This window comes from Nostoc sp., from assembly GCF_036917155.1.
In the GTDB taxonomy this organism is placed as follows: Bacteria; Cyanobacteriota; Cyanobacteriia; order Cyanobacteriales; family Nostocaceae; genus Nostoc.
Genome location: NZ_JBALDZ010000127.1, coordinates 1 through 26,887, shown reverse-complemented (window position 1 = coordinate 26,887; position 26,887 = coordinate 1). Strand labels below are relative to the sequence as shown.

The following is a 26,887-nucleotide window of genomic DNA, read 5'->3' as shown; positions in this document are numbered from 1 at the left end:
TATTCTCGGAGGGCTGCCGCCTCCAGTGGCTTGACCAAAGGCAGCAGCCCCTTGGAATACATTCCCAGTCTGAAGACTGGGAACGAGGTGACACAAGCCTTTTGCCTTTTCTTAATGCCATTCGACGCAAAGACCAATGCCCAAGTCTCGTAGAGAAGTGAGAAAATCCTGAGCGCGACCTTTTGAATTGCTCATGACTTGCCTTGAGATGATGATAACGAGTAGGCTGTCTTGGGATCTGAGAAATTTAAATCGTCATGCTCTTCATCAATAGGACGAGGTGGTTGACGCCGCATAATGCTGTACACAACAGGCACAAAGATCAGAGTCGCGACTGTTGCCGCAGACAAGCCACCAATTACAGCGCGACCCAAGGGTGCATTCTGTTCACCACCTTCACCAAGACCGAGAGACATTGGCACCATCCCGATTAGCATAGCTAAGGCAGTCATTAACACCGGACGTAACCTTGTATAACCCGCCGCTAGGGATGCTTTATAGGCATTTTCCCCTTCTACACGTTGCTCGTTAGCAAAAGTGATCATTAAAATACTGTTTGATGTCGCCACACCAATACTCATAATTGCACCCATTAACGAAGGGACGCTTAGGGTGGTGCGGGTGACAAACAGCATCCAAATGATCCCTGCTAAGGCACTTGGCAGCGCCATCATAATAATCAGGGGATCGAGCCAAGATTGGAAGTTCACTACCATTAAGCAGTAAACCAACACAATTGCAAACACAAGTCCTAAACCAAGTCCCAAAAACGAAGAGTTCATCGTTTGCACTTGCCCACGGACATTAATCTGACTTCCCTTGGGCAATTTTTTCTGATAATCAGCGATGATTCGATTTACATCGCTGGCAACTCCCCCCAGATCGCGACCAGAGGAGTTAGCGTAGATATCGAAAACTGGCTGAATGTTGTAGTGATTCACAACTTGCATCACTGTATCGCGTTTGACAGTAGCCAAATTACCCAAAAGTTGGGGTGCAGTTTGACCGTTGCTAACTGGTGTATTTTTCAGGCTGTCAATAGAGTCAAGTTTATACTGGGGAACTTGTACAGCCAGGGTGTAACTCACGCCTTTTTTGGGATCGAGCCATTGGTTGATTGCAGCTTGACCGCTTGAACTTAAGGAAGTGAGGACGCTATTGGCAACATCACGCTGGGTCATCCCCAGTTGTTGAGCCTCGGTGCGATCGACATCAAGACGTAATTTTGGGGCATCGACAACTTGCTGGAGATGTACATCTACAGCCCCAGGAATACGCGTCATCCGCGCGGCGATTTGTTGGGCAATTTCAAAGTTGGCTTTTGAGTTTTTCAGAGGGCCAGATATTTGCACGTCAACAGCAGCAGGCAAACCGAAATTGAGAATTTGAGTCACAATATCAGCCGGTTCAAAAAAGAAGGTGTAGCTGGGAAATGTCGCTTTCAATTTCTGGCGGAGTTCCTTGATGTAAGAAGAAGTTGCACCAGATTCTTTTAGGGACACGAGAATATCAGCATCAGCAGACCCAATTGTGGCACCGTTGTAGCCATAAGTAAGGTTAATGCCACTGGTGGGTAAGCCGATGTTATCCAGAATTAGAGCAAGATTTTCTTTCGGTACAGTTTGACGGATAACGTCTTCTACTTGGCTGACAATTCTTTCTGTCTCTTCCAAACGAGTACCAGCTAAGGCTCGAACATGAAGGCTAAACTGACCACCATCGACTTCAGGGAAAAAGTCTTGACCGACGAATGGTAACAAAACTCCTGCACTGACGATAAAAGCACCAAATAGCACAAAGACTATGCGACGGTGATTTAATGCTGAGGTCAGGATACCATAGTACCAACTGCGAAATTTCTCAAATTGTCGGTTAAATTTTTCGTGTAGTTGCCAGATCCAATCTTTTTTCACAGGTTCGGCAGTGTTCGTTGCTGCATCTTCTGTTTGGTGGTGGTTATCGCTACCATTATTGTTTTGGACTGGCGAATCTAGATGATGGCTGTTGTTACCATTATTGTTTTGGACTGGCGAATCTAGATGATGGCTGTTGTTACCATTATGATGCTCGTTTTCTCTATGCCAGTCTACTTCGGATGGTAAAAGATAGCTTGCCATTGTCGGGACTACAGTCCGAGATAGCACGTAGGAAGCAAGCATCCCAAATACTACCGCCATCGCTAGGGGGACAAATAGATACTTTGCCACTCCACTGAGAAACACGACCGGCACAAAGACAATACAAATACATAATGTTGCTACAAGTGCTGGAGTGGCGATTTGCTGCGCCCCATCTAAAATTGCTCGCTTGATGGGTTTACCTTGGCCGAGATTTCGGTGGATATTTTCAATTTCTACTGTGGCATCATCTACCAGAATACCAACAGCTAAGGACAAACCACCTAAGGTCATGATGTTGAAAGTTTGTCCCAAACGACTCATCACAATAATCGAAACCAGCATTGAGAGGGGAATTGATACGGCTACAATTACGGTGCTGCGCCAACTTCCCAGGAAAATTAAAATCATTAGCGCAGTCAGACAGGCTGCAATCAATCCTTCTTTGAGAACGCCTTGAATAGAAGCTTTCACAAATATAGATTGATCGAACAAAAACGCTAAATTCAGTTCTGGGGGCAAGGTGGACTGGATGCGAGGCAAAGTTTTTTTGACTCGCTCAATCACATCAATCGTTGAGGCATTGCCACTCTTCAGGATACTAAGTAAGCTCGATCGCCTGCCATTCTGACGTACAATGTTCGTTTGCACACCAAAGCCATCTCTTACCTGGGCGACATCACGAATGGAAATGACAGTACCATTAACTTGCTTAATTGGCAAGTCATTAAGGGCTGCTACCACGTCTGGACTATTGTTGATTTGTACGGCGAAGTCGCGATCGCCTATTTTTATATCCCCTGCTGGTAAAACCAGGTTTTGGGCACTGACAGCATTAGTCACATCTTGGGCAGAAATGCCATTAGCCAACATCGCTTGGGGATCGATATCAACCATAATTTGCCGGGGTTTACCACCATAGGGTAGAGGTACACTCGCTCCTTGCACTGTTGCTAATTGGGTACGGACGAAGTTGGTAGCGTAGTCGAAGAGTGCTTCTTCTGGCAAGGTTTTGCTACTGACACTCATCTGGATAATCGGCACTGAGGAAGCGTTGTATTGAATGATGAATGGCGGTGTAATCCCCGGTGGCAAAGGGCGGAGAATGGTTTGGCTGACAGAGGTAATTTGAGCGACTGCTGAGGCAATATTAGCGTTGGGTTGGAAAAAAACCTTGACGACACTAACACCACTTAAAGATTGAGACTCAATGTGTTCGATGTCACCAACGGTTGTTGTCATGGCGCGTTCGCTAATGGTGACGATTCGCTGTGCCATTTCCTCAGATGTAGTACCAGTGTAAGTCCAAACTACGCTGACAACGGGAATGTTGATTGCGGGAAAAATATCAACTGGTGTACTAAATATCGTGACTACACCCAGGATCACAATCATCAAAGCGGCGATCGCGAATGTATACGGAAGACGTAAGGCAATTTTGACGATCCACATAGTTAGTTAGGATACTTCAAAAGTTTTTGGTGTTAAAACTGTTTTACTCAGCACTCTTGATTGAGGTTGGCGTTTGAGCTAGTTGCAGTTGTTCTATTTGGAGTTGCTCAACTAGCCACTCAATCTCCGATTTGATGACTTCAATCGCCCGCCCTCGCACTTTCCCTTGATATAAATCATCAGTGACTTCCAGTGCTTTTTTCTCTGCAAGGCGTAACTGACATGACATCAATCGATGTTCAATTAACCGCACTCGTTCTTCGGGTAATAAATGACCAAAGAAAAAAAATTTGATTAGGAATCGCGATCGCGCATTCACCCAGCTTTCATGAGGATATGCCAACATCTCTCGATACCAAGTGTTTTTGCCAAGGGGTGTAATCTCATATACTTTTCCACAATGTCCACCTTCTTCTATTTGTTCTGCACATAAGCTCACTTCACCTTGTTCTTCCATGCGCTTCAGAAGAGGATAAATCGCACCATAGTTGACACAAATACTGCCACTCATAAACATCTCTAGTTGCTGTTTGAGCCGATAACCGTTTAATGGCTCTCGCTGTAATAGACCTAATACTGCCAACTTCAGCATTTTGATATATCAATCTGATATGTTGATTAACCATATCAAATTGAGCCTTTTTAGCCAAGTACTTAAGGTTCAGTTGTCAGAATTCCTTGTGATGCCGCAGGATGCTTGGTAAAGGTGAAGCCGCATAAGTTACCTGTGGACTGGCTATGAGCAAGTGAGACAATTTAGTATTTTTAGCAAGAAAGGCAGGAGTCCTCCTGCCTTCTTCACTATTTGGAAGTCCCAAAAGTGAGGATTAATTTGGAGACTTCAGCCGAGTTTGTAGTATCTTATGCTATTTAAATAATTTTCTTTATAGTTTACCTTGACCTAACTCACTTAGTTATCTTATAGTGAGTTTAACAGCTGAAACAACGGTGACTTAGTAAGCTTACGGGTAAATAAAAGAAACTTAGTGAGTGATAGATAAAGGCAAAGGCTGTAACTGCAAATTCTGAAAAAGGCAAGTATACAAATTGCCTGTAGGAATTTCGAGGGTTCAATGCGCGTAGTGCGCTTCTGTGCGATTACGCGCATTGAACATCTAACCAGATTGCCCTGGTAATTCATCAAAGAGCTTAATTTTTCACGACCTGCAAATATTACGACCACCTTCGTTGGCATTCCCGCTCTACTCAGGAGTAGGACTGTTGTGTATTTTGACTTGGTGGGAGCAAAACTGTGGATATTCGCTGTTTCCTTAGTGTGGTCAGGGGAGTGCTAACTGCTGCCTAGATTCAACTTTCAAAACAGGAAAAAACTATGAAACCCAGTCTCAAAGATAACGATAATCTGCTGTTCAAGTGGTTTTTTACAGGACTCAAATATTTTCTGCTAGCGCTGCTGGGGCTGGGAATAGCCTTGGTTGTGTCTCACACTTTCGGGGCTAATACGATAGTTGGGATGCTTTTATCCGCAAGTCTACGGTTATGGGTTGCGAGGATAGCAATTTTCCTAATCTGTCTATTTGCGATCGCAATGATATTTGAGTCTTGGGGTTAAGTCCCATCTTGGCAATAAATAGCCTTTGGTTAACTTCCACTTAGCCAAAGGCTTCGTAACTTTCCATTTGGAGATTATATCATGCCTAACAACAACAACGGCTCTGAGTTAGAACCAGTTTCGCCACTTTTAGTTATCTTAGTGGCAGGATCTATTTCTTTAGCGATCGTTAACAAAGCTAATCACCCGGCATATTTTGACATCGTTAAAATAGCTATGGCCTACAGCTTTGGTTCAATCAAGTCTCAAGGAAAAACTAAACATTCCAATCACCAGGATGAGGTAGATCAAGACGAGTTGAAATAGCAAATATACCAGGCGATTAGAAATCGCGGCTACACAAACTTTCGTCCGCCTACACGGACTTAAAGAATTTGAAACCCACGGATATGGGTTTTGTCTGTATAGCTGCGAATTCCATTCGCCAGGGCAGGTATGCCTTTACTGCCAAAGGTGAGTTGAGATTATAATTTACTTCTAAAATAGAAGAATGCTATCAACTTCAACTCAAATATTGCGACTGTCTCAAGGACAACTTAACTTACTAGAAACTTGTCCGCGTAAATTTCAACATACCTACTTAGAAAAACTCAATTCGCCCTCAAATCCAGAACAAGAAGAACGACTAGCTTTGGGTAGTCGCTTTCACTTGCTAATGCAGCAGCGAGAAATGGGTTTGCCTATTGATAGTTTCCTGCAAGCAGATGCTCAATTGCAAAGCTGGATGCTAGGTTTTGCCGATGCAGCCCCAGAAATCTTAACGACTGCATCTGATAATCAAACTTTCCGTGAAAGTGAACACTATCGCACTCTGCAACTTCAAGATTATTTGCTGACAGTTGTCTATGATTTATTGATTGCAGATAACCAACAAGCGCAAATTCTCGACTGGAAAACTTATCCAAAACCACCCAATAAACGCAAGTTAGAATCCAACTGGCAAACACGGCTTTATCTGTATGTATTGGCAGAAACTAGCGACTATTTGCCAGAAAATATTTCCATGACTTATTGGTTTGTCCAATCTGAAGGAAAACCCCAAAATATTAAATTTAATTACAGTACTGCTCAACATACACAAACAGGAAAGAAACTTAATCAACTGTTAAGCCAGTTAACTAATTGGCTAGAAAATTACCAAAATAACCAACAGTTTCCGCAAGTTGTGGCGGGTAGTAAAAACTGTGATTATTGTCAATTTGCCAAAAGGTGCGACCGCATCCAAGCTACTGAAGAAGCAGTGAAAGAATCATTGCCAAATTTTGACAGGATTCAAGAAGTCTCACTCAACCCTATAGATTAGAGGATGTTTGTAAAATCCAATCAGGGTATAAAGAAGTTATAACTTTTAAAATTATGTAAATTTATGTCAATCTTTGATGAAACTGAAGCAATTTATGTACGCGAATTAGGAATTGACGACATTGCTCCCGTTTACCACTTGGGAGAAGGCTTATTTACTAGCGATTTATATCCTTATTTATACCGCACCTGGGACGAGTGGGAGGTAATTGGACTTTACAACACCGATCCAGAATACTGTCTTGTGGCCGAAACAGATGGGGAATTAGCCGGATTTATTTTGGGAACCATCATCACCAAAGCATCCTGGACTTACGGATATATTTTATGGCTGGGAGTTAGCCCAAAGTATCAGCGTCGAGGAGTAGCAGACAAATTGGTTGATAAAGTCGTCGCTCGGATGATTGAAGATGGCGCGCGGTTTATGCTAGTAGACACTGACCCCACCAATACTTCAGCATTAAAGTTTTTTAACCGCAAAGGTTTTGGTAATACCCGCCAGCATATTTTCTTGTCGATGAATTTAAGCAAGCACGAATATTATGGCAGATTAATTGATTACGAACACCAAAAAGCTGAAAGAGCCGGTTACAGGCGGTCGCGTCCAGCAATTCGTGCCCGGAAAGCTGATAGTGTAGCTAATGAAGTCATCCTCAATCCTCTAGTGAATGAATCTCAAACAACTGAGGATCAATCCCCAACCTCACAAAAGTTAGAGTAGCCCTTTCGTGGGTAAAATTTTTAGACAATAATTTCTCTTTTCTCCGTGTTCTCTGCGCCGCTGTGGTTAAATAAATTACTTTTAAATCGCAGACGCATAGAAAACGCAGAGAGAAAAGCTTAATTTTAAATTTAGAGCAAAGCGACGTGACTTATGTGTATAGAATTTGGGCGGGAAATCTGCGGCAATCTTGACATTGCAGAATCGCGGGAGTGGTTAGTTACTAACGGTATTGGTGGTTACGCCTCTGGGACTGTGGCTGGTTTATTGACTCGCCGCTATCACGGACTACTAGTAGCAGCATTGAAACCACCTTTGGGTCGCACTTTAATGCTGACAAAACTAGATGAAACTGTATTGTATGATACCCGCTCTTATCCTCTAGACACGAATCGTTGGGCAAATGGTACTGTCAGTCCCCACGGTTATCAACATATTGAGCGTTTTTCTCTGGAAGGTACAATTCCTGTATGGCGTTTTGGTGTTGCCGATGCCTTGCTAGAAAAACGGGTGTGGATGCAACAAGGCGCGAATACAACTTATGTCCAATATATTCTGCGTCGTGCCACTCAACCCCTGAAGTTGACACTGAAAGCAATGGTCAACTACCGCGATTATCACAGCGACACTCAAAGCAATGGTTGGCAGATGTCTGTTGAGGAGGTGGAACAGGGAATTTGTGTAACTGCTTATCCGGGTGCTGTACCACTTTATCTAGTGAGCGATTCACGCGCTAGTGTATCTGTTGTCAACAATTGGTATTATGACTTTGACTTAGCAGTTGAACGCTATCGGGGATTGAGCGATAAAGAAGACCACCTCCACGCCGCCACCTTTGAAGTTACACTGAATCCTGGAGAAGCGATTGCCTTTGTAGCCAGCACAGAAAAACAACCAAATCTCAATGGTGAAGCTGCACTGAAGTTACGTCGCACTCAAGAGCAGAAATTAACAGGATTTTGGAAAACTAATCGACCCCTCAAGACTAAGGAATCACCTAGCTGGATCAACCATTTAGTATTAGCTGCTGACCAGTTTATTGTCGATCGCCCAGCGCCAGAAGACCCCTACGGCAAAACCATCATCGCTGGTTATCACTGGTTTAGCGACTGGGGACGCGACACCATGATTAGTCTACCTGGTTTGACAATTTCCACTGGTCGTCCAGAGATAGCGCGCTCAATTCTTCGCACCTTTGCCAGACACGTAGACCAGGGAATGCTACCTAATCGCTTTCCCGATGCGGGTGAGCAACCAGAATATAATACTGTCGATGCCACTCTCTGGTACTTTGAAGCAGTCCGCGCCTACTACAGCGCTACAGACGATGATATTTTACTTAGTGAACTCTTTCCCATACTTGCAGATATCATTGATTGGCACTGTCGTGGTACACGCTACAATATCCACCTTGATGCAGCCGATGGCTTACTTTATGCTGGCGTTGCTGGTGTACAACTGACCTGGATGGATGCCAAGGTTGATGATTGGGTAGTTACGCCCCGAATTGGCAAACCGATTGAAGTTAACGCTCTCTGGTATAATGCTTTACGGACAATGGCAAAGTTTGCCCGTCATCTTGGTAAACCACACCAAGAATATGAGGCAATGGCCGATCGGGTAAAGTATAGATTTTCTCGCTTCTGGAATGAAGGGACAGGTTATTGCTATGACGTTTTAGACAGTCCTGATGGTGATGATGCGTTGTTGCGTCCTAACCAAATATTTGCTGTGTCATTACCAGAAAGTCCGTTGACAGCGGCCCAGCAAAAGGGAGTGGTAGAAGCTTGTGGGCGAATGCTGCTGACTTCTCATGGATTGCGATCGCTAGCTCCCGACCATCTTCAGTACCAGGGAAAATACGGTGGAAATCGGTATCAACGTGATGGAGCTTACCACCAGGGAAGCGTCTGGGGTTGGTTGTTGGGGCCATTTGTCTTAGCACACCTGCGCGTCTACAAAAACCCTGAACAGGCTCGTCAATTTTTGGAACCAATGGCTAATCATCTCACTGCCCACGGTCTTGGTAGTCTCAGCGAAATTTTTGATGGTGATGCGCCAATGACTCCACGGGGATGTATTGCCCAAGCGTGGACAGTAGGTGAAGTTTTGCGTGCTTGGTTGGCGACGGAGATTTGATGCGGGGAATAAAGGAGGCAGGAGGTTTTTTTCAGAAGTGGATTCAAACCCCTCCTGAAAAAGAGCCACCAAATTGAAAATTTGGAGTTCTTATCTTAAACCCAAGACCCTAGCCAATACTGCTCGGATAAGCAGGGGAGGCAAAACTCAACGCCAGCCTCCATTTCTACCCCTGCTTCCCCTGCTTGCCTCAACCAAGAAATTCCAAAACCTACGCAGTCTTGAGACCCTAGCGATCGCGGCAGTTCTTGCTGAGGGCAGTTTTCCTCAAGCAAGAACTGCCTTCTTTTTACTTTTGCCTTCTTGTACTAGTGTATTGTTGTGATTCTATTTACTTAGAAGTTGTAGCCAACTCCTAATAGTATTCCTACATCAGTATTATCGACAAAAGCAGCATTTGCACTACCCGTTAGCGTAAATTTAGAACCGAGAGGAATATCTACACCACCAGTTAGCAGTAATCCAAAATCAGTATTATTATTAGCGGCAATAGCTACACCAGCACCCACATAAGGAGATATAGAGAACGTTTCCTTACCCACTGAACCTGCTGTGCTAGGAGACCAATCCAAAGTAACGGGAACCAGAAACAGTGTATTATCCCCAAATATTACCGATGGTCGCACTGATATATTACGTGTCAGACCAACTTTGCTAATCACTGCAAAGTTACCCTGGCCTAAAGCTGTACTGTCTCCGGTCAAACCAATATTACCAGCAACTCCGATATAGCTTCTGCCACCACGAGTAGCTCTACCTACTGTCACGTCAGGCGTACCATTATTTCCTGTTGGCGGTTGATTTAACTTACTGATGTTAACATCAGGCGGGATCAGGACTTGGTTAATTGCATGGATAATACCATTGCTAGCTTTAACGTCCGCCTGGAGAACTCTGGCATTATTCACCAAGACTTGATTGTTAGCGCGATCGATTTGAATATTTACAGGTTTTTCTTCAACTGTTTCCAGTTTCCCAGACGAGAGTTGACTAGCAGTTACCGCACCGGGAACCACATGATATCTCAAAATCTTAATCAATGCTTCTCTGTTCTCTGGTTGCTGTAACTCTTGTAAAGTAGCAGCAGGCAAAGCAGCAAATGCTTGATCGGTGGGAGCAAAAACTGTATAAGGTCCAGCCTGTTGAAGAACATCTGCTAAACCTGATGTCTTTAATAAAGAAGTCAGAGTTGTAAAAGAACTACTGGATGCAGCAAGAGAAACAATATCGGTACTGGTTGGAGTTCCAGCGACAACATACTGACTAGCTGGAAGATTGCTAGCAATGGGTTGCAGCTTTCCTTGCTTAACTAAAGCTTGATATAATAGTGCCGCAGCTTCAGCACGAGTTAAAGATTGTTGCGGATTGAGTTGTTTCACATCCGGGTAATTCACAACAAGATTACCTAGTGTCGCTGCTGCCACACTATTAACAGCATAGTTGGGGATAGCTGAAGCGTCGTTGTAGTAACTACTGAGAGTATTAGCATCGCCACCAGACAAACCCAAGCCACTACTTAAAGAAACAATCCCCTGCACTCTAGGAATTTCTTGATTTGGTTTAAACACGTTGCCAGGATAGCCTGCCAAAAATCCAGTTTCGTAGGCGTTTTGAATTGCAGAAGCAGCCCAGTAGTTAGCAGGAACATCACTAAACCCACCTGGACTTAATTGCCGAACTCGATTTTGGTTACTGAAAGCTTTTTGAATCAAGGCGGCAAATTCAGCACGAGTCACAGGTTGATTTGGTCTAAAAGTACCATCAGGAAAGCCAGCAATTACGTTATTGTCGGCTAGGGCTTGAATGAAGGGACGCGCCCAATAATCTGAGGAGACATCAGACAAGTTAACTGTTGAAGTTGGTGCTGGTGTACCCGATGGTGTAGATGGAACAGTAGTTTGAGATAAAGCTGGTGTAGAAATTACGATGGGAGCTATTGTCGCAGCTGTCATTCCCAGAACTAGCAAAGCAATCTTTGTTGATGACCAACGAAACAAACTAGACATGGAAATATCCTCTTTTCAATTTCTTGGGTTGACTATTGGAAAATACACGATGCAGGGTTAAGTGAATACAAATATCCAGATGACTGGTTGGTTCACCTCGATATGAAAACCAGAAATGAAACCCGTTAACTCTGGAAAATTAAAATGTGGGGCATTATGAGTGGCTGCTCTGACATCTCATAAAATCAGGATTTACGCAAACAATAGCCGAAAAGAAGGATTTTCATAGGGGGCAATTCATGTAGACGCGGAGCGGCTTCCCGCAGGGTATTGCCCCTGAGTGCGTGTAGTTTTGCGTAAGTCCTAAACATTTATCCCAATGTTTCCCACACGGTATAGGATTCCGGTTTTTTTAAGAACCGCAGATCACACTAAATATAAGCAGCTAGACGGTGGCGATCTGAATATGTTGCAACAATAAAGATAATTAATGCAAGTAGGCGATTTTATCAATTATAAAATTGCAGTCAAGCACTAAAACAATTGGCCTTTCATAGCCATCTCTTTATAATTGCCGAGGAGGTTTAATGCCGTCAAACTTAATGTATCATGATCTTTAGTAACATTTAAGAAATAAAGTTTTTCTTTGCGATCTGATATATTCTTAATCTTTGATTGAGATAATACAACTAACTCAGGGCTAGATTTCGAGGAAAAACTTTCACTCTTTAGATAGTTGTCAATGATAGGGAATTTGAAAATACTAGACTGAGAATTAGCGATCGCAATCAAAAATTTCGAGCCTGATCGTGCTAAATTCTTTGGCTAAGAATTAAGTTGTTTGCAAAAGACGATTTTATGGAAAGGAATCCAAAGATAAACTAGGATTTGGAAAAGGTGTCTCATCTGTATCAATCTGGCTCACAACTACTCTGGAGCTAGGGCAACAAATCCGATTTTGACTCCACGCTTGAACCCTGCTTTTTCATAGAAGTGCAAAGTCTCCTCGCGTTTTGAGCCACTCAGAAGCATCACTTTATAACACTGCTGCTGCCATGCCAAAGCTAAAGCATAATGCAGCACTTGCGTACCAAATCCCTGTCGTCGATAATCGGCGTGAGTGACAACATTTTCAATAATGCCGTATGAACGTGCGCCACGGGTCAAGTTGGGAACAATAGTTAAGTTACACATTGCGACTAACTGGTTATCAACATCAGCCACAATGTAATACAAACGGGGATCGTGCAAAATCGCATCCCAGATGGATTGTAAAACATCGTTAGCAGGTAGAGGGGCATCGATGGGGTTTAGGTGCTGATACAACGCCAGAAGTTGAGGAAGTTCGTCACGCGTAATCAGGCGAACGGTAATTATAGGTTTAGACAAAACTGTATTAAGGTAATTACGCCAGGAAGTATGTTTGAAAATTTCAAATCAGGACTTATGCAAAATAATGAAAAACGAACCGCAAAGTACGCAAAGGAATAAGAGTTTTAGAGTGTTAATTCAGTGCGAACAACTCCAGCACGTTCATGACGGGCTAGCAGTTTAACTGTGCTACCTTGGGGCACACGCACCACCCATTCCACCTTCGCCCGATCCTTGGTAGGATCGCTGTGCCGTCTAATGGGAGTTGAAGGTTTGTAGGCTCGTCCCTCTAATTGACAGCGCTTACTAGCTTCCCTAGCTTGTTGTCTGAACTGTTTAGCTTGTTCCCGATCTGTCAAACACACTTCAGTTGCTTTTTTACTAAATTCTACAGCTTGACTACTGAGTTCTTTGATCCGAGTCTTTAATTCTTCAATTGTTTTCATTTCTAGCCCTGTTAACCCGGATTTCTCACCAGATTTATCAAACCGAAGTGCAGAGGTCGTAGGGGCGGGTTAAGGAATAAGAATTAAATAACATACAATTTATGTCCCTGGTTTACCTCACCCTCAATCCCTCTCCTTAAAAAGGAGAGGGAAGCTAGAGATAGGATGAAGTTTTGCATCTTATTTAATCCACGTTCCTAAGTGTCCAGAATATCAACATGAGTTCAAGCCACCGGAATAAACGGCGAAATACTCCACAATGGTGCTTCCAAAATCGGGTACAATCCCCACCCAACATAGAACTAGTGTAAGTGTGGGGTTTTAATTCGGCTTACCCATAATCGTAAAGGCTGCCCAATAATAAGGATGATTATAAAGATTTTTATCTGATGCCATTTTACTATTTCTATATAGTTGTGTTGCTAAATAAGTTTGAATCCGTACTTCCTCTGGATGCAGATTATTCAAAATATCTTCATACCATTTTGTCAATTCTCCAGCAGTTAGTTCTTTCAGCCATCGTGTTGCTTCGGCTAAGGCAGTAACGGCTGATTTATTGGGCTGTAATCGTCGATAAAACTCGATCATCACCAAGGCACTAGCCGAAGATTCTACACTCCAAAGAGTACTCACTACATGAGGTACACCCTGACTGACAAAACCACTAACTAAACTCACATATTCGCTGCTGATAGTGTGGTTGCTAGTAATCAAATTTTCACAGGCAGAGAGGGTAATCAGGTTGTAACTTGCGAGATTTTGTTGGTAGATTTCATCTAGTGTAAGTCTATCTTCACCTGCTAATGCTAATTCTGACTTTTTAGGTTCAACTAAATTATTAGTGACATGACCCGTAAAATGTAAGATGTTGTAATTCTCAGATAAAGCATTTACGACAAGGTTTTTTGTAGCTTCCGCTCCCTGAATTCGTTGGATATTATTGAACATCTGACTAACAATTTCAGATTCCAGTTTGGCAAATTTAAGCGGCGGATAACCTGTACTTTCAGGATGTTCAACACTGAGCAATAACTTATTTTGCCACTGCCAAATATCCTCATTTCTGATTGATAAACCTATTTGGGCACTGGGTAAATAGGTGACGGTGAAATTTGATTCCACATTCGGTAATTCTTCGCCATTTTCAGAAGAGAGATGGAAAAGTGTATGAATGGGCAATCTGTATAAGTCACGGTGAGGAATTAAAACCAGTTGGGTGATGCCTTCGAGTTCCTGTGCAATTGTGGAAATATTCAGGATTTCATACAGTTGCAACAACTTCTCTTCCATCTCAACTCGCCAAGCATGGTGGCTTTTACTTTCTTTGTCTTGGGCTATGCTGCGATATTCTTGGTATTGTTGATGCCAATCTTCTAGCCAAGTTTCAAATTCAATTAGGCGTTGTACTGCTTCGGGTAGGGGCAATTCATTTAGACGAATAGCATCTTCTCCTAAAGATAGCCCCCCAACGTCTTGCATCGGTGTAAAGAGCAGAATCGGTGATGGTGCTTGATCTTTGAGGATAAAAGTCTGTAGAGCAACTGGACTAATATGCCAGTAAATAATTGCTGTTGTGGGATTAAATAGTTGTTGAATTGCGTCATAATAAGGCGAATAAATATGATCATTCCAGCCAGAAAGTAGCCAGTTTAAACAAGTATTTTTGCCTTGTTCGGCAATTTCCCAAGCTTCTACTAAATCACCAGACTCGACGGCTAAATCTACTGCCAATTGATCGAAGCCTGCAAATTTCAAAGCTAGTTGTTTTTTACTTTCGTCTGAGCGAGTTTCTTCACTCAGTAATTGTCGCAATAAGTCTGTACCGCGTTGCAGTAATTCTTGAATTTGTGTGGTTTGTCCCAAGCCCATCAGCACTTTGCTGAGAGATTGCAAAACCTCTAGATGCAGCTGGGGAAAATACTCTAGTGTGAGGGTTAATAGCGCCTGATGGTATTCAGACGCGGCTTTGCGCCAAGAATCGCGGGGATTGGGATGTTTTTTGCCTTGGTCGTAGTAAGTATTAGCGATCGCAAAATGCAATCTACCCCAACCTTCTGGATGGGTATCTGTCCGCAGATGCTTTAAACCTTCTTCGTAGCTGGCTAATTTTCCTTCGTAGCCGCCCTGTTGTAAGGCAGGATTGATCGCTGTGATACTACTCGATAAATTCCGCAATTCGTCAGAGTTCACTAAATTACCGATCGCAGTTCCCCGACCAATCCAAGCTTCCCAATAATCTTGTTTAATTTGCAAAGCGTTGTCATAACAAGCGATCGCTTCGGCAAATTGTTCTAAATAAAACAGTGCTACTGCCTGATTATACCAAGCTAGGTGGAAGTCGGGTTTAATGGCGATCGCTTGCCCATAGGAGGCGATCGCTTCTTCTCTACGTCCTAAGTTGTCTAATGCTATACCCCGGTTGTACCAAGCTAAGTAGAAATCGGCTTGAACTGAAAGGGCTTTATCCCAGGAAGCGATCGCTTCTGACCATCTTCCCAAATTAAACAGCACTACACCCCTGTCTATCCAAACTTCGTGGTACTCTGGGTTAATTTCTATAGCTCTGTCGTAAGATATAATCGCCTCGGCAAATTGTTCGCTGACAGCTAGGGCGATGCCTCGGTGATACCAGTTTTCCTGGTCTTCTGGTTCGAGTTGCAGGGCTTGGTCATAACTAGCAATAGCTTCTGGTAGCCAACCTAATTTCAGCAGTGCCAAACCCTTGCTAGACCAAGCTTCTTGGTAGTCTGGTTTGATTTCTATAGCTTTGTCAAAAGAAGCGATCGCTTCTTCAAAATATCCTAATTCTCCGAGAGTTCCACCCCGGTTGTACCAAGCTTTGTAGAAGTCGGGTTTCAATTCTATAGCGGTTTCATAAGAAGCGATCGCTTCATCAAAACGTTCTAAATGGAACAGCGTTAAGCCTCGGTTAAACCAATATTCGGAAAATTCGGGTTGCATTTCAATGGCTTGGTCATAGGATGCGATCGCGCCTAACAAATCACCTGTTTTCGCTTGTTGAAGACCTTGGTAAAACCACCCTTGAGCGTGGGTAATCGGATTATCGCTATGTCGCTCAATACTAGCAGAGGAATTACTACTTTGAACTGCCAAATCCGAAGCAAGTTGCTGGACTAAATTGGTACTTTGATCCAACCTTACCCACAACTCATCTAAGGTATTAGCTACATTTGGCTCTAAATTCGTCAAAGTGTTATCCCAAGTTTCCACCGAGGAAGACGTTGCTAATTCAGTCCTTTGCCTAGTGGAAAGGAGATTTGCTGGTGTTGTAATTTGAACAACTTCTTCATCGCCGAACCTCAGTTGGGCTAAGGAAGTGATTGAATCTTCCAGTGGGGGGAGAGGAACATTTTCAGGTATTGCGGTTTGGACGTTTTCCCCTTCATACTCCGATACCAGTTCCTCTAAATTTTCGGGTAATCTTTCCTCAAAAGAGACATTTTGAGGTGCTGACGTGATTGGTTCAACATCTGGCACATCATATTCCCATAACTGTTCGCCTAAGCTACGGATTAGCTCTTGTCCAGGGGAACTTGGGATAATAATTTCTTCATTTGTCGCGATCTCTACAAATTCTGGCTCATCATACTCCCATAACTGCTCGCCTAAATCGCGGATCAGTTCTTGCCCAGGAGTTATTTCTACAAATTCTGGCTCATCATACTCCCATAACTGCTCGCCCAAATCGCCGATCAGTTCTTGCCCAGGAGTTATTTCTCCGTCATCTTGCGGCTGATTGTCCTGATACTCTATTTCTGTGGGTAAATTTTGCATTAGCCGAATGCCAATGTCATAAGCAACATCTCCAATTCTGCCAACACCAAGTTCCCCTAATTGCACCATCTGTGTTGCTAAAAGAGGATTTGGTGTAGGTGAAGCTAGTAAGCTTTCACCAAACATCACCAACCAATCTATCCAGCGTTCAGCCGGAATGCGATTTTCAATCCGTTGCAGATACCTCAATGCCCACTGTCGTCCTCGTGCTTGATGCACGCCTTCTAACAATTGGATAAACAATTGTTCCAGATCCGCATTGGTTAGTTCTGGTAATATTCCCACCAGATTGCGTCCTCTCACACCCTTGAGAGAAGTAGTCTGTTTACTTGCAATGAGGCGCTTTAAAAACCTTTTAAGCGACTGCGATATCCGCCTGAGCATCTGCCACACTCTTGGATTTTGTTTTTCTAGATTGTAGCCATCGTTGTGTTAAAAAAATCATCAATTACGTAAAAATCCATTAGATTCGGACAGCGCTTCCGTAGCAGGTTAGCAAAAAATATACAAATCTTCAAGAGCATAGCATTACAACGTTACAATTCCCAGATTTAACTCTTGAGTTTTGACCCTGCCAATTTTAGATTTTAGATTTTAGATTCTTTATGTTTCATACCTAACTAACGTCCTGCTATGCGCTTTCAACCTTCGGAGGTGAAACAAATCCAGAATCCAAAATATTCGAGATGCATCTGTTTATCGATGGGGTCAATCCAAAATTTAAAATCCAAAATCCAAAATCTCTTGACTCTGGGAAGCCATTAATTTTCTGTTTGCTCTGTAGTCGATTCACCACCAGGATATAATTGGCTAATCAATGCCTGGACAAGCACTTGTGGGTCATCTGTTTCAACGGCAAGCTGTTGAGCAATCTGCTGGCGTAAGTTTTCATCCTCCTGTAACATCACAAACAACTCTTCTAGGGTGACAGTTTGGTATTCTCCCTCCGGGGGGTTCTCTGGCGTATCTGCTAACTCTGATACTGGGGTAGTTGGCTCAGGGGGCAAATTTATGCTAACGGTATCTGGCCCTGCATATTCCCAAATGGGTTCGCCTGGATTGCGTGTCAACAACTGCATCCCAATACTATAGGCAACATCTCCGATTTCTGGGATGTCCAACTCACCCAGTTGCACTAACCGCGCAGCCATTTCATTATTGGGTGTAGGTGATGCAAGCAATCTGTCACCAAAGCGCCCTAACCACTCAACCCAGTCTTGAGTTGGGATACGATGTTCAATATTATACAGCCACTTTCGTGCCCATGCTTCGCCTCGTGCTTGATGAACTCCTTGCAACAGTTCGTTAAAAAGAAATTCCAGATCCGTATCGCTTAGGGGTGGCGCTGGTTCCTTTTCCACATTTCTCCTAGATTTGGAGGCAGTCTGTTTTCCACCAAACAAGCTCTGAAAAAGCTTTTTGAACCATTGAAATAGCCGCTTGAGCATCTGCTGCACCATCGAATATTGCTTATCCTAAGATTGTAGCGATCGCACTGGACTAACGTATAGTCATTAGTCATTTGTCAAGAGTTTTTCTCTCCGGTTCGCTTATCCCCCAGTCCCCAATCCCCAATCCCTCAAATAGAACAAATGTACTAAGTGATATGCTATAATTCCCATACATTGATGTTGAAATCATAGTAGAGGATCAGCTGTAGTTTCTTGCTTTCCTGAGTGCCAAAATATACGGCATTAGTTGAGTACAAGGGCTATGGCAACATCGATAAATAAAGCAGGTACGAGAGTTTAAAATAATTGAATCCTAAACTCGACTCGGTGCTACTAATTAACGTTGAAAGGCATTGAAGTCTATATTTCCATGTCTTATGAACCCCTGCACCACAAATATCGCCCCAAGAGTTTTGCTGAACTGGTGGGCCAAGAGGCGATCGCTACCACCCTCACGAATGCGATCGGCACATCCAAAATCGCCCCCGCCTACTTATTCACTGGGCCCAGAGGTACGGGGAAAACTTCTAGTGCCCGAATTCTGGCTAAATCCCTCAATTGTCTCAAAGGCGACAAGCCCACGGCTGAACCCTGCGGCGTGTGTGAGGTTTGTCAGGGAATCACCAAGGGCTACGCCTTAGACATAATTGAAATCGACGCGGCTAGCAATACTGGTGTCGATAATATCCGCGAGTTGATTGAAAAAGCCCAATTTGCTCCTGTACAGTGTCGCTACAAGGTTTATGTAATCGACGAATGCCTAACTGGAGATTCTCTGGTATTGACTGATAACGGACTTAACAGAATCGATGATCCCAAAATCAAAGGTAAGAGGGTTCTGAGTTACAACGACTCATCAGGTAAATGGGAATTCAAGAAAGTTGTCAGGTGGTTAGATCAAGGAGAACGTCAAACCTTCGTTATCAAGACAACTAACCGAGAAATTAGATGTACGGGTAATCATTTAATTAGGACAAACCAGGGATGGCTACCAGCAAAGGACGTAAGAGAAGGAGTGAAGATACTATCCCCTGTGAATGTGGATGACTTTTCACGGGATCTGGAAAACCTCTCTCCTTCTAGGCTACGGTGTACACACAAGTTATCGAATCACAACCAGTCTGCCGAATTACCCCACCCTAACCCTCCCCTTATAAAGGGGAGCCACTGCGTTGGGCGGCTTTGCCGATTTGTTCGCGCAGCGTCTCCGACAGGAGAAGCATGTGGCGTGAGGGAACTAGATTTCTTTTTCCCCCCGTTTATTGGGGGGATTAAGGGGGGTAATTCGACTTGTGTGTACACCGTAGTGCAAAGGGGAGAGGCTTTGAATTCTGCCCATTCCCTAGTAGAGAAGGGGGCTGGGGGGTTAGATTCACGCAACGTGAAAAGTCGGGTGAAAGTGGATACGGCATCCTCATGGATTACAAGTTTGGAGACAGTCGAATCTGTTCACCTCGCTGGGGTTGAGCGAGTTTATGATATTGAAGTAGCAGATAATCATAACTTTGTAGCAAATATGCTCTTGGTACATAATTGCCACATGCTCAGTACCCAGGCATTCAACGCGCTACTGAAGACCCTAGAAGAACCACCGAGACAAGTAGTTTTTATATTGGCGACAACAGACCCGCAACGGGTGTTACCAACGATTATTTCACGCTGTCAAAGGTTTGATTTTAGACGCATCCAGTTAGAAGCGATGGTGAAGCATTTAAGTGCGATCGCATCTTTTGAAAACATTCATATTTCACATGATGCTGTCACCCTGGTAGCCCAACTTGCTCAGGGAGGGTTACGGGATGCCGAAAGTCTACTTGACCAATTGGGTTTGTTAGCGGGTGAAGTGACACCAGAGCGAGTTTGGGATTTGGTGGGGACAGTGAGCGAACAGGACTTGCTGAGTCTTTTAAATGCGATCGCTCAAGATAAACCGGAAGCTGTTCTAGACTGTACTCACTACATCCTAGATCGTGGTCGAGAACCCCTGACTATTTTGCAAAATCTCGCCGCCTTCTACCGCGATTTACTCATAGCTAAAACAGCACCCAACCGCCACGATTTGGTTGCTTGTACTCAGCAAACCTGGACAGCGCTGATTGAGTTTGCTCAATACTTCGATATGAGCGGGATTTTGGCGGGACAGAAACACTTGCGAGAAGCTGAAGTGCAAATTAAAAATACCACCCAGCCGCGTTTGTGGTTGGAGGTAACATTACTAGGATTGTTACCCAGTGCGACGAATATTCAGCCACAAGCCCCAAGTGTCGCACCACGAGTTAATACACCTGCTGTATCTCCAAATTATCTTCCAGCAGTTGCCCAAAATCACCCAGTCTCTTCTGTACCTCTAGCTGAACCGCAAATAAATCATAATTCTGCAAACCATCATCAAGCAGCAGCCCAAAATCAGCCTGTTACTTCATCTCATCCTATTGAACAGCAAACAAATCACAATTCTGCTGCTAACTCAGTTTCACCACCAACCCCAGAACCGATATCCGTTACTGTGCCACCTGCAAACGTTGAACCAGTAACTTCAGAAGTTGTTGGGGAAGCAGAATATGACTTAACTCAGGTTTGGCAACAAGTGCGTGCTAATTTTCCGATGCCTTCTAGGCAAGCTTTACTGGGGCAAATGTGCCAGCTAATAGAGTTTAACGGCACTGTAGCGCGTATTGCTGTTAAAGGGTCTAAATGGTATGAAACACTTAAATCTGATCTCCCGATGATGAAGACAGCTTTCCAGCAGACTTTTCAACGTGAAGTTCAGGTAAATCTGGAACAAGTCAGTTCTACAACTCCGATCTCAGCCAAAAAAAAACCTCCGCTAAAAGACTCTACTCGCGTTCAGCAACCACCCACACCCAGTTATAACCAGCAAGTTCCGCCTCCAGCGCCAGTACCACAGTCAACCACTCCACCATCATCACCAACAGCAGCAAAAAATGGAAACGGCGTAAATGGAAATGGCGTAAATAGAAATAGCGTAAATGGAAATGGGGCGCAAACTTTGCCTCCACCCCCAAAACAAACACCCGCACCTGATTGGGAAGTTGATGAAGTAGCGATCGCAGCTCAACGTGTAGCAGAATTTTTCAACGGACAAATTATCCGTTTTGCAGATGATTTCCCAGAATTCTCTGATTCCATAACTACACCAGAATGGGTAGAAGAAGCAGACGTGGATGATGAGTGACATCACTCCGACCTAAAGGTACGGAGCTTCTAAGAATTACTTCTTAGATTTCTTGGTTTTTCCCTTACGGGGTTTCGACACTTGCCTAGACTGAGTTTCCCCAATCCCCGGTAGACCGTCTGCACAAGCACTTTCAATTCCGACGTGTCCCGCCGTACTAATCAGTTTTATCCCTCTGTTTCTAATTATTTGTCCGCTAGCTACATCCCTATCAGTCGTATATCCGCAACTCAGACAATGATGCACTCTAACACTCAAATCCTTTTTGACTTGAACACCACACTCAGGACACTCTTGAGAAGTCCCCCTGGCGCTAACTTCACCAAAGAATTTACCACGTTTCCAGCAAACATATTTGGTAATGATTCGGAACTGTCCAAGCCCAGCGTCAAGCATCTGTTTGCCAAGCATCCCAGAGCCAAGAGTCCGGTAATCCAAATCTTCCATGAAGACCAGATCACCAGCATCACAAAGGGCGTGAGCTTGCTTGAAGTGGAAGTCTTTACGGGTGTTATCAATAACGTGGTGAAGTCTGGCAACTTGAATGCGCTGTTTCTCGTAATTCTTGGAGCTATTCTTTTTTCTAGAAAGTCTGCGTTGCAGCAATTTCAGCTTGCTTTGCATCACTTTCAGAAACTTGGGCGACTTGATCAGAACACCATCACTAGTTGCCAAAAACTTTTCAAGTCCTACATCCACTCCAATTGGGTGTCCATGCGGCATTGGACTCGGAACACTAACATCACACTGGATATTAATGTCAGCGTACCAAATATCCGCTTTGTTAATTATCCGAACCTGTTTAACCACAAATCCATTAGGGATTGGTCGATGCAAGTTAATTGGAATCAACCCAAGTTTAGCCAAGGCAATATGCACTCCAGTCACCGGATTCTGTTGAAACTGGGGAAACAACAAAGATTTGAATTGCCCAAACTTTTTGAATCTTGGGAACCCATGCCCAATATCAAGAAATCCTTCCCATGCTCGATGCAATTGTTTAATCGCTTGCTGCAAAACTTGACTTGGTACTTCACCCAATCGTGGGAATACCTTTTTAGCGTTTGGCAGGGCATTAAGTTGCTTTACAACACTTGGGAAAGGGCTATCAGCAGTCATGATGTACTCATGACTAATCGAGCATCTGTCAACCAGACATTTCCGACTATTGCACCAATCCTTAATTTCTCGCAGCCCGTAGTTATAGGCAACGCGACAAATGTCCATCCACTCAAAAAGCGATTTCTCTTGAGTGATGTTTGGATAGATTCGGTAGCGGTAGTTCATAGTTAACATTCCACTATTTTAACACAACACATTTAGTGGAAATCGTGTCTCTGGTAAATATAAAGCCGTCCTACAAGGACGGGGTTTGAAACCCAAATTTCTGATAAAAGGGATTAGGGTACTGGGGACTGGGGATTGGGGAGTGGGGACTGGGGACTGGGGACTGGGTATTAAAAAAATTTCCCCTAGTCCCTACTCCCCAGTCCTATTCCCTATTCCCCATGCCCAGTATGCAAAGTTTTCACCCATTTTAGCCGCTTTGGTCTTACTGACATCCGGGCAGTAGTACTGCTCATGACGACTAACCAGTGCAACATATATAAACTGCCACGCAGGGTTTGCACCAGCATTATAAAATATGTAGAAAGTGGGAATTTTTGATCTTGACGTATTCGTTTCAGACCTGTAAACATCCCTACTATCGACATAGTAACGGACAAACCGGTGATGGGACTTAACATTGGTGGACGATGACGAGCGATCGCCATCAATAAATCTGGTATTGCTGCTGTCGGCAAGATATACATAATCAGCATAAAAATCAGCAAATCCCAGCTTTTGCGCGTTCCCATACGGTTTTTGAGAATTAAATCCCAATAATCCAGATAACGCTGATAACCACCTTCTGCCCAACGGTTGCGCTGATGCCAGAGTGCGATCGCACTTGTCACACCTTCTTCTTGTACCGCTGGATGGAAAACACACTCAATATCCCATTTATCCAAATGTAAGCGGATTGTCAAATCCAAATCATCGGTAATGGTTTCCTCATTCCAGCCACCGCAGCTTTCCAAGGCGGAACGCCGGACAAATTGACCATTACCCCGCAGTTCGCCAATGCCACCAAGGGCAGTCCGTTGTTGCTGAAACCAGGTATCAAGGGCCATTTCGGACATTTGACCCTTAGTCCAAAAGTTTTCTTTAGCGTTGGCGATCGCTTTTCGCACCTGCACCGCCCCCACATTTTCTCTTTGAAATAAAGGTACTACCTGTTGCAGCAAATCTGGTGTCACTTGAGCATCAGCATCAAATACTGCGATGATATCGCCCTTTGTCAGCGGCAATACCTGATTCAACGCCCCCGATTTGCCACCAGTAGATTCTGCTGAACGCCTTAGTACTTTCAGTTGGTCGTGTTTCTGTTCGAGTTCTGCTAGTAAAAGTGGCGTGCTATCACTGCTGTGATCGTCAATTATCCATACTTCGTATTGCCCACCTGGATATTCCAGATTACAAAGATTTTTGACTAATTTAGCAATTACCGCTTCCTCATTTTTTGCAGCCACTAGCACAGATACAGAAGGCAAATCTCCCTGTATTTCTTTTGGATAGCGGCGGGATTTAGTAAACACTACCACCAAAGCATGAAATCCTAGAATGGTGGTCAGTCCTAGAATAAAAATGGAAGCCCAAGAAACTAAATGTAGAGCGATCGTGCCACTCCAGACGATAGTCAAGACTAGAGCCGCTTTGCCTCTACGACCTTGAAACCGGGATGTTAGAGACACCGGATCTGTCTCTAACACCGACTCCTCATCTACTGATAGGTCAGACAACAAGGAGTTGAGCGGATCAAGCTCTTGATAAGAATCTTCTTCGGGCCAGGAATTCGCTGGCATAGGTTAGGTTGCTTGATTCAAAAACCAGTATTTGTCTACAGTTAGTAATTTTACGGACAAATATCCCTAAGCTACTTTTCCCGATATTAATCGGAATGGGCAAACTGCAATACCCGCTATCCCTAAGCCAAAAGCCACTGGGACTACCTTTGTTGTCACCGCCACTCTGCGTAATTACCTGACATTAACCACGTTTGCTACTCTTAGACAGAGGCTTGATTCCTTTGATAGCCACTTGGGCAGGAAGCTTGTAGAGTCCGACTTTCTCCAAAGAGAACTCCGGTTTGGGCAAAGTAATAGCAAGGTAGCAGCAGCTTTTTGTTGGGAGAAACTGCAATAACGTTATCCACCACTTTACAGTCGGGATTTTTAGTGTTACCGTTCCCAGATTCGATAACAGTTAATGCAGCATTATTGTAACCGAAATTTTAATATTTCTTAGCAGGAACTTCATTTATTGGGCATTGGGCATGGGGCATGGGGCATTGGGCATTAATTATTCTCCCTCATCCCCCTCATCTCCCTCATCCCCCTCATCCCCCTCATCCCCCTCATCTCCCACTCCCCTCATGTGCTTTAGATACATCTTTTGGGAATACTACTAACAGCCACTAATATCCCCAGTTGCAAACTAACTTGAGGAATATTTAATAATGTCTATTGAGCAACTTCAGCCTGCCACTCAACAACAAGCCAGTGTTTACTTACCTTACGTTCAGGGCGCTAGGCGCAATTTCTTACCCTATGCCATCAGTCTTTATCAAAAAGGGGTCTTGGAGGGACATCGGAAGATAGAAGCTAGTGAACATGTCCCTTTTGTCGCCTCCTGGAATGTTGCTACCCTACCTTCAGACTTAACTCGTTGCCGAATTCAGTTTGATGGCAACGCTGACCTGAGTTATGAACTGATGATGGCTAGTTTCGAGTTTATTAATTTTTTAATTGAACTTATGGACAACTATAAACGTTATCGCATAACCGATTTTTCACAACCGTTTTACCGCAAACTATTGCGTATAGATGATTGATTAAACTCAGCCGGACTTTTACAAGTTCGGCTTGTATTTAAAAATATTAGTTCACCACATCAACGGGTTGCGCCATTCCTCCCCGACTTGCTGCGCCGAAGTCGGAGAGGAATGACGCTCCGGGACTGGGGACTAGGAAGAGTTTTTTTTTAACTTGGTTGGGGTCTGAATCTAGGCTGTTGACTTTGTGCATTTTTCGGGAATTTTTGGGAAAATTATTCGTGTTATTTTTTGCATGAAGTCTTATTGGGTAAAGTGTTCAGAGTCAACACCCTAGTCTGAATCCCCGAACAATTTTCCCAGTCCCTAGTCCCTTTTTCAAAACATCTTCTTAGGTTCGATGTCTTTTCTTCTTTTCAAAATAATACCAAAACCAGCTACCATCAAGGTTCCGAGAAGGCTAGTGGGTTCTGGAATAGAAGTTTCATCTATAGGTACTTTAATTCTCAAATTTGCCAAGGTAGCGTTAGTTATGGTCAAGGATGTTATAGTTGGCAAACCTGGAATATCGGACTGGAAATCAAAGACTGTGGGAGTTAAACTACCATTGGGATTACTATATCGCTCCCCATATCCACTCACTTCAAAAGTGCCTTGGTACTGCTTTCCGGTGTCTGGGTCGGTGACAGTGCCAGTGTAGAAAGCCTTTGTGAGATTAAATTCATCCTGAACTACTCCTTGAAATGTAGTTCCTGCTAATTGTCCCTGGTAAAGGAAGGGTGTCAACTGACCACCAGAGAGAACTGGCGATGTGAGAACACCATCAAAGGAGACAATTGGAATACCTTTAAAATCAACAAAGTAATGCAGACTTCCATCAGAGCGTGTTTGTACCTTTAAATAGTCTGACTGGTATACAGGAACATAATTAGGATTATTATTAGTACCTAAGTTCCGGTAATAAGTTCCAGTGTCATCCGTATCAATACGAGTAATACTGTTATTGAAATTGGGATTATTTCTGGGAAGTTCGATTGTTCCTGATAACGTACCAGTGCTTTCAATTGTGATGAATTGGGCGGCAAAAGCACTTGCGCTACTGAAAGCGATCGCTACTGTTGCTAAACAACTGCTGCTAACAACTGCAAAACCTAGCTTAATCCCTGATGATCTCACTTTCATTAACAAATTGTTCCTTTAATTGCCGATGGTAAATACACCTAATCTGCTGAGATTCATTGCAAATGTTTCTCCCGCACGATTTATTATTCCAAGCTTCTGATGGAAGTTTCATCGGCAACAAAAAACATTTTTATAGGAAGCTAGAACATTTGATCTAAATTATGCTTTAGCCGAAACCTAATTGATCGCAAGCATTTTTTAATTATTTATTTTTAGCTGAATTTCACTAGTAACCCAAGTTGCGGGTTATCGACTGATCTGTGCTTGTTACCACTCAATTGATGCGATCGCGTGCATCGGTACGTTGGCGCGTAGCGCCAAC

The 26,887-nt window shown here is 43.6% G+C and carries 19 protein-coding genes; 8 read left to right on the top strand and 11 right to left on the bottom strand.

The genetic code is table 11. From position 1 onward, the window contains the following. Positions 1–191: 191 nt before the first annotated feature. Entirely contained in the window at positions 192–3,569 is a 3,378-nt protein-coding gene (locus tag V7K67_RS17585) for an efflux RND transporter permease subunit (protein ID WP_335167722.1), read from the bottom strand. A gap of 43 nt (positions 3,570–3,612) precedes the next feature. Next, on the bottom strand, positions 3,613–4,161 hold the full coding sequence (locus V7K67_RS17580) for a helix-turn-helix transcriptional regulator (protein WP_334707148.1): 549 nt from the start codon (positions 4,159–4,161) through the stop codon (positions 3,613–3,615). A 741-nt stretch (positions 4,162–4,902) separates the two neighbouring features. On the opposite strand from V7K67_RS17580, the gene V7K67_RS17575 reads away from it, so the two are divergent. From V7K67_RS17575 to V7K67_RS17555, 5 genes are all read left to right on the top strand, one after another. After that, the gene (locus V7K67_RS17575) at positions 4,903–5,142 is read left to right on the top strand and encodes a hypothetical protein (RefSeq protein ID WP_334707149.1); all 240 of its coding nucleotides are present in this window, start codon (positions 4,903–4,905) and stop codon (positions 5,140–5,142) included. A gap of 81 nt (positions 5,143–5,223) precedes the next feature. Next, a complete protein-coding gene (locus V7K67_RS17570; protein ID WP_334731024.1) occupies positions 5,224–5,448 on the top strand; it encodes a hypothetical protein in 225 nt (74 codons plus the stop codon). A gap of 184 nt (positions 5,449–5,632) precedes the next feature. Continuing rightward, a complete protein-coding gene (locus tag V7K67_RS17565) occupies positions 5,633–6,445 on the top strand; it encodes a PD-(D/E)XK nuclease family protein (RefSeq protein ID WP_335167720.1) in 813 nt (270 codons plus the stop codon). A 63-nt stretch (positions 6,446–6,508) separates the two neighbouring features. Then, complete coding sequence (locus V7K67_RS17560; protein WP_335167718.1) at positions 6,509–7,165, top strand: GNAT family N-acetyltransferase; 657 nt, start codon at positions 6,509–6,511, stop codon at positions 7,163–7,165. Positions 7,166–7,318: 153 nt separating this feature from the next. After that, positions 7,319–9,304: an amylo-alpha-1,6-glucosidase gene (locus V7K67_RS17555; protein WP_334731022.1), complete on the top strand. Its 1,986-nt coding sequence runs from the start codon at positions 7,319–7,321 to the stop codon at positions 9,302–9,304. 335 nt (positions 9,305–9,639) lie between these two features. Here the strand turns inward: V7K67_RS17555 and V7K67_RS17550 are convergent, their stop codons facing one another. From V7K67_RS17550 to V7K67_RS17530, 5 genes are all read right to left on the bottom strand, one after another. Next, on the bottom strand, positions 9,640–11,310 hold the full coding sequence (locus V7K67_RS17550) for a fasciclin domain-containing protein (protein ID WP_334731021.1): 1,671 nt from the start codon (positions 11,308–11,310) through the stop codon (positions 9,640–9,642). Between the two features lie 867 nt (positions 11,311–12,177). After that, a complete protein-coding gene (locus V7K67_RS17545; protein ID WP_334731020.1) occupies positions 12,178–12,639 on the bottom strand; it encodes a GNAT family N-acetyltransferase in 462 nt (153 codons plus the stop codon). A 107-nt stretch (positions 12,640–12,746) separates the two neighbouring features. Continuing rightward, on the bottom strand, positions 12,747–13,067 hold the full coding sequence (locus tag V7K67_RS17540; protein WP_334731019.1) for a hypothetical protein: 321 nt from the start codon (positions 13,065–13,067) through the stop codon (positions 12,747–12,749). Between the two features lie 321 nt (positions 13,068–13,388). Beyond that, on the bottom strand, positions 13,389–17,246 hold the full coding sequence (locus V7K67_RS17535) for a CHAT domain-containing protein (RefSeq protein WP_334731018.1): 3,858 nt from the start codon (positions 17,244–17,246) through the stop codon (positions 13,389–13,391). A 377-nt stretch (positions 17,247–17,623) separates the two neighbouring features. Beyond that, positions 17,624–18,322 carry a hypothetical protein gene (locus V7K67_RS17530; RefSeq protein WP_335167714.1) on the bottom strand — a complete coding sequence of 233 codons (699 nt, stop codon included), beginning with the start codon at positions 18,320–18,322 and terminating at the stop codon, positions 17,624–17,626. A gap of 361 nt (positions 18,323–18,683) precedes the next feature. On the opposite strand from V7K67_RS17530, the gene dnaX reads away from it, so the two are divergent. Continuing rightward, positions 18,684–21,509: a DNA polymerase III subunit gamma/tau gene (gene dnaX, locus V7K67_RS17525; RefSeq protein WP_335167712.1), complete on the top strand. Its 2,826-nt coding sequence runs from the start codon at positions 18,684–18,686 to the stop codon at positions 21,507–21,509. A 36-nt stretch (positions 21,510–21,545) separates the two neighbouring features. Here dnaX and V7K67_RS17520 read toward each other — a convergent pair whose 3' ends face one another. Together V7K67_RS17520 and V7K67_RS17515 are read right to left on the bottom strand one after the other, a co-directional pair. Beyond that, positions 21,546–22,796: an RNA-guided endonuclease InsQ/TnpB family protein gene (locus V7K67_RS17520; RefSeq protein WP_335167710.1), complete on the bottom strand. Its 1,251-nt coding sequence runs from the start codon at positions 22,794–22,796 to the stop codon at positions 21,546–21,548. Positions 22,797–23,008: 212 nt separating this feature from the next. Further along, positions 23,009–24,415 (bottom strand): glycosyltransferase, encoded by a 1,407-nt coding sequence (locus V7K67_RS17515; protein WP_334732257.1) that lies wholly within the window; start codon positions 24,413–24,415, stop codon positions 23,009–23,011. Between the two features lie 470 nt (positions 24,416–24,885). On the opposite strand from V7K67_RS17515, the gene V7K67_RS17510 reads away from it, so the two are divergent. Further along, a complete protein-coding gene (locus tag V7K67_RS17510; protein WP_334732256.1) occupies positions 24,886–25,020 on the top strand; it encodes a hypothetical protein in 135 nt (44 codons plus the stop codon). 48 nt (positions 25,021–25,068) lie between these two features. After that, positions 25,069–25,443 (top strand): type IV pilus biogenesis protein EbsA, encoded by a 375-nt coding sequence (ebsA, locus tag V7K67_RS17505; RefSeq protein WP_289797664.1) that lies wholly within the window; start codon positions 25,069–25,071, stop codon positions 25,441–25,443. A gap of 46 nt (positions 25,444–25,489) precedes the next feature. Here the strand turns inward: ebsA and V7K67_RS17500 are convergent, their stop codons facing one another. Both V7K67_RS17500 and V7K67_RS17495 read right to left on the bottom strand, forming a co-directional pair. Then, complete coding sequence (locus V7K67_RS17500) at positions 25,490–25,636, bottom strand: hypothetical protein (RefSeq protein WP_335167708.1); 147 nt, start codon at positions 25,634–25,636, stop codon at positions 25,490–25,492. A gap of 125 nt (positions 25,637–25,761) precedes the next feature. After that, positions 25,762–26,565 carry a PEP-CTERM sorting domain-containing protein gene (locus V7K67_RS17495; protein ID WP_335167706.1) on the bottom strand — a complete coding sequence of 268 codons (804 nt, stop codon included), beginning with the start codon at positions 26,563–26,565 and terminating at the stop codon, positions 25,762–25,764. Between the last annotated feature and the right edge of the window lie 322 nt (positions 26,566–26,887).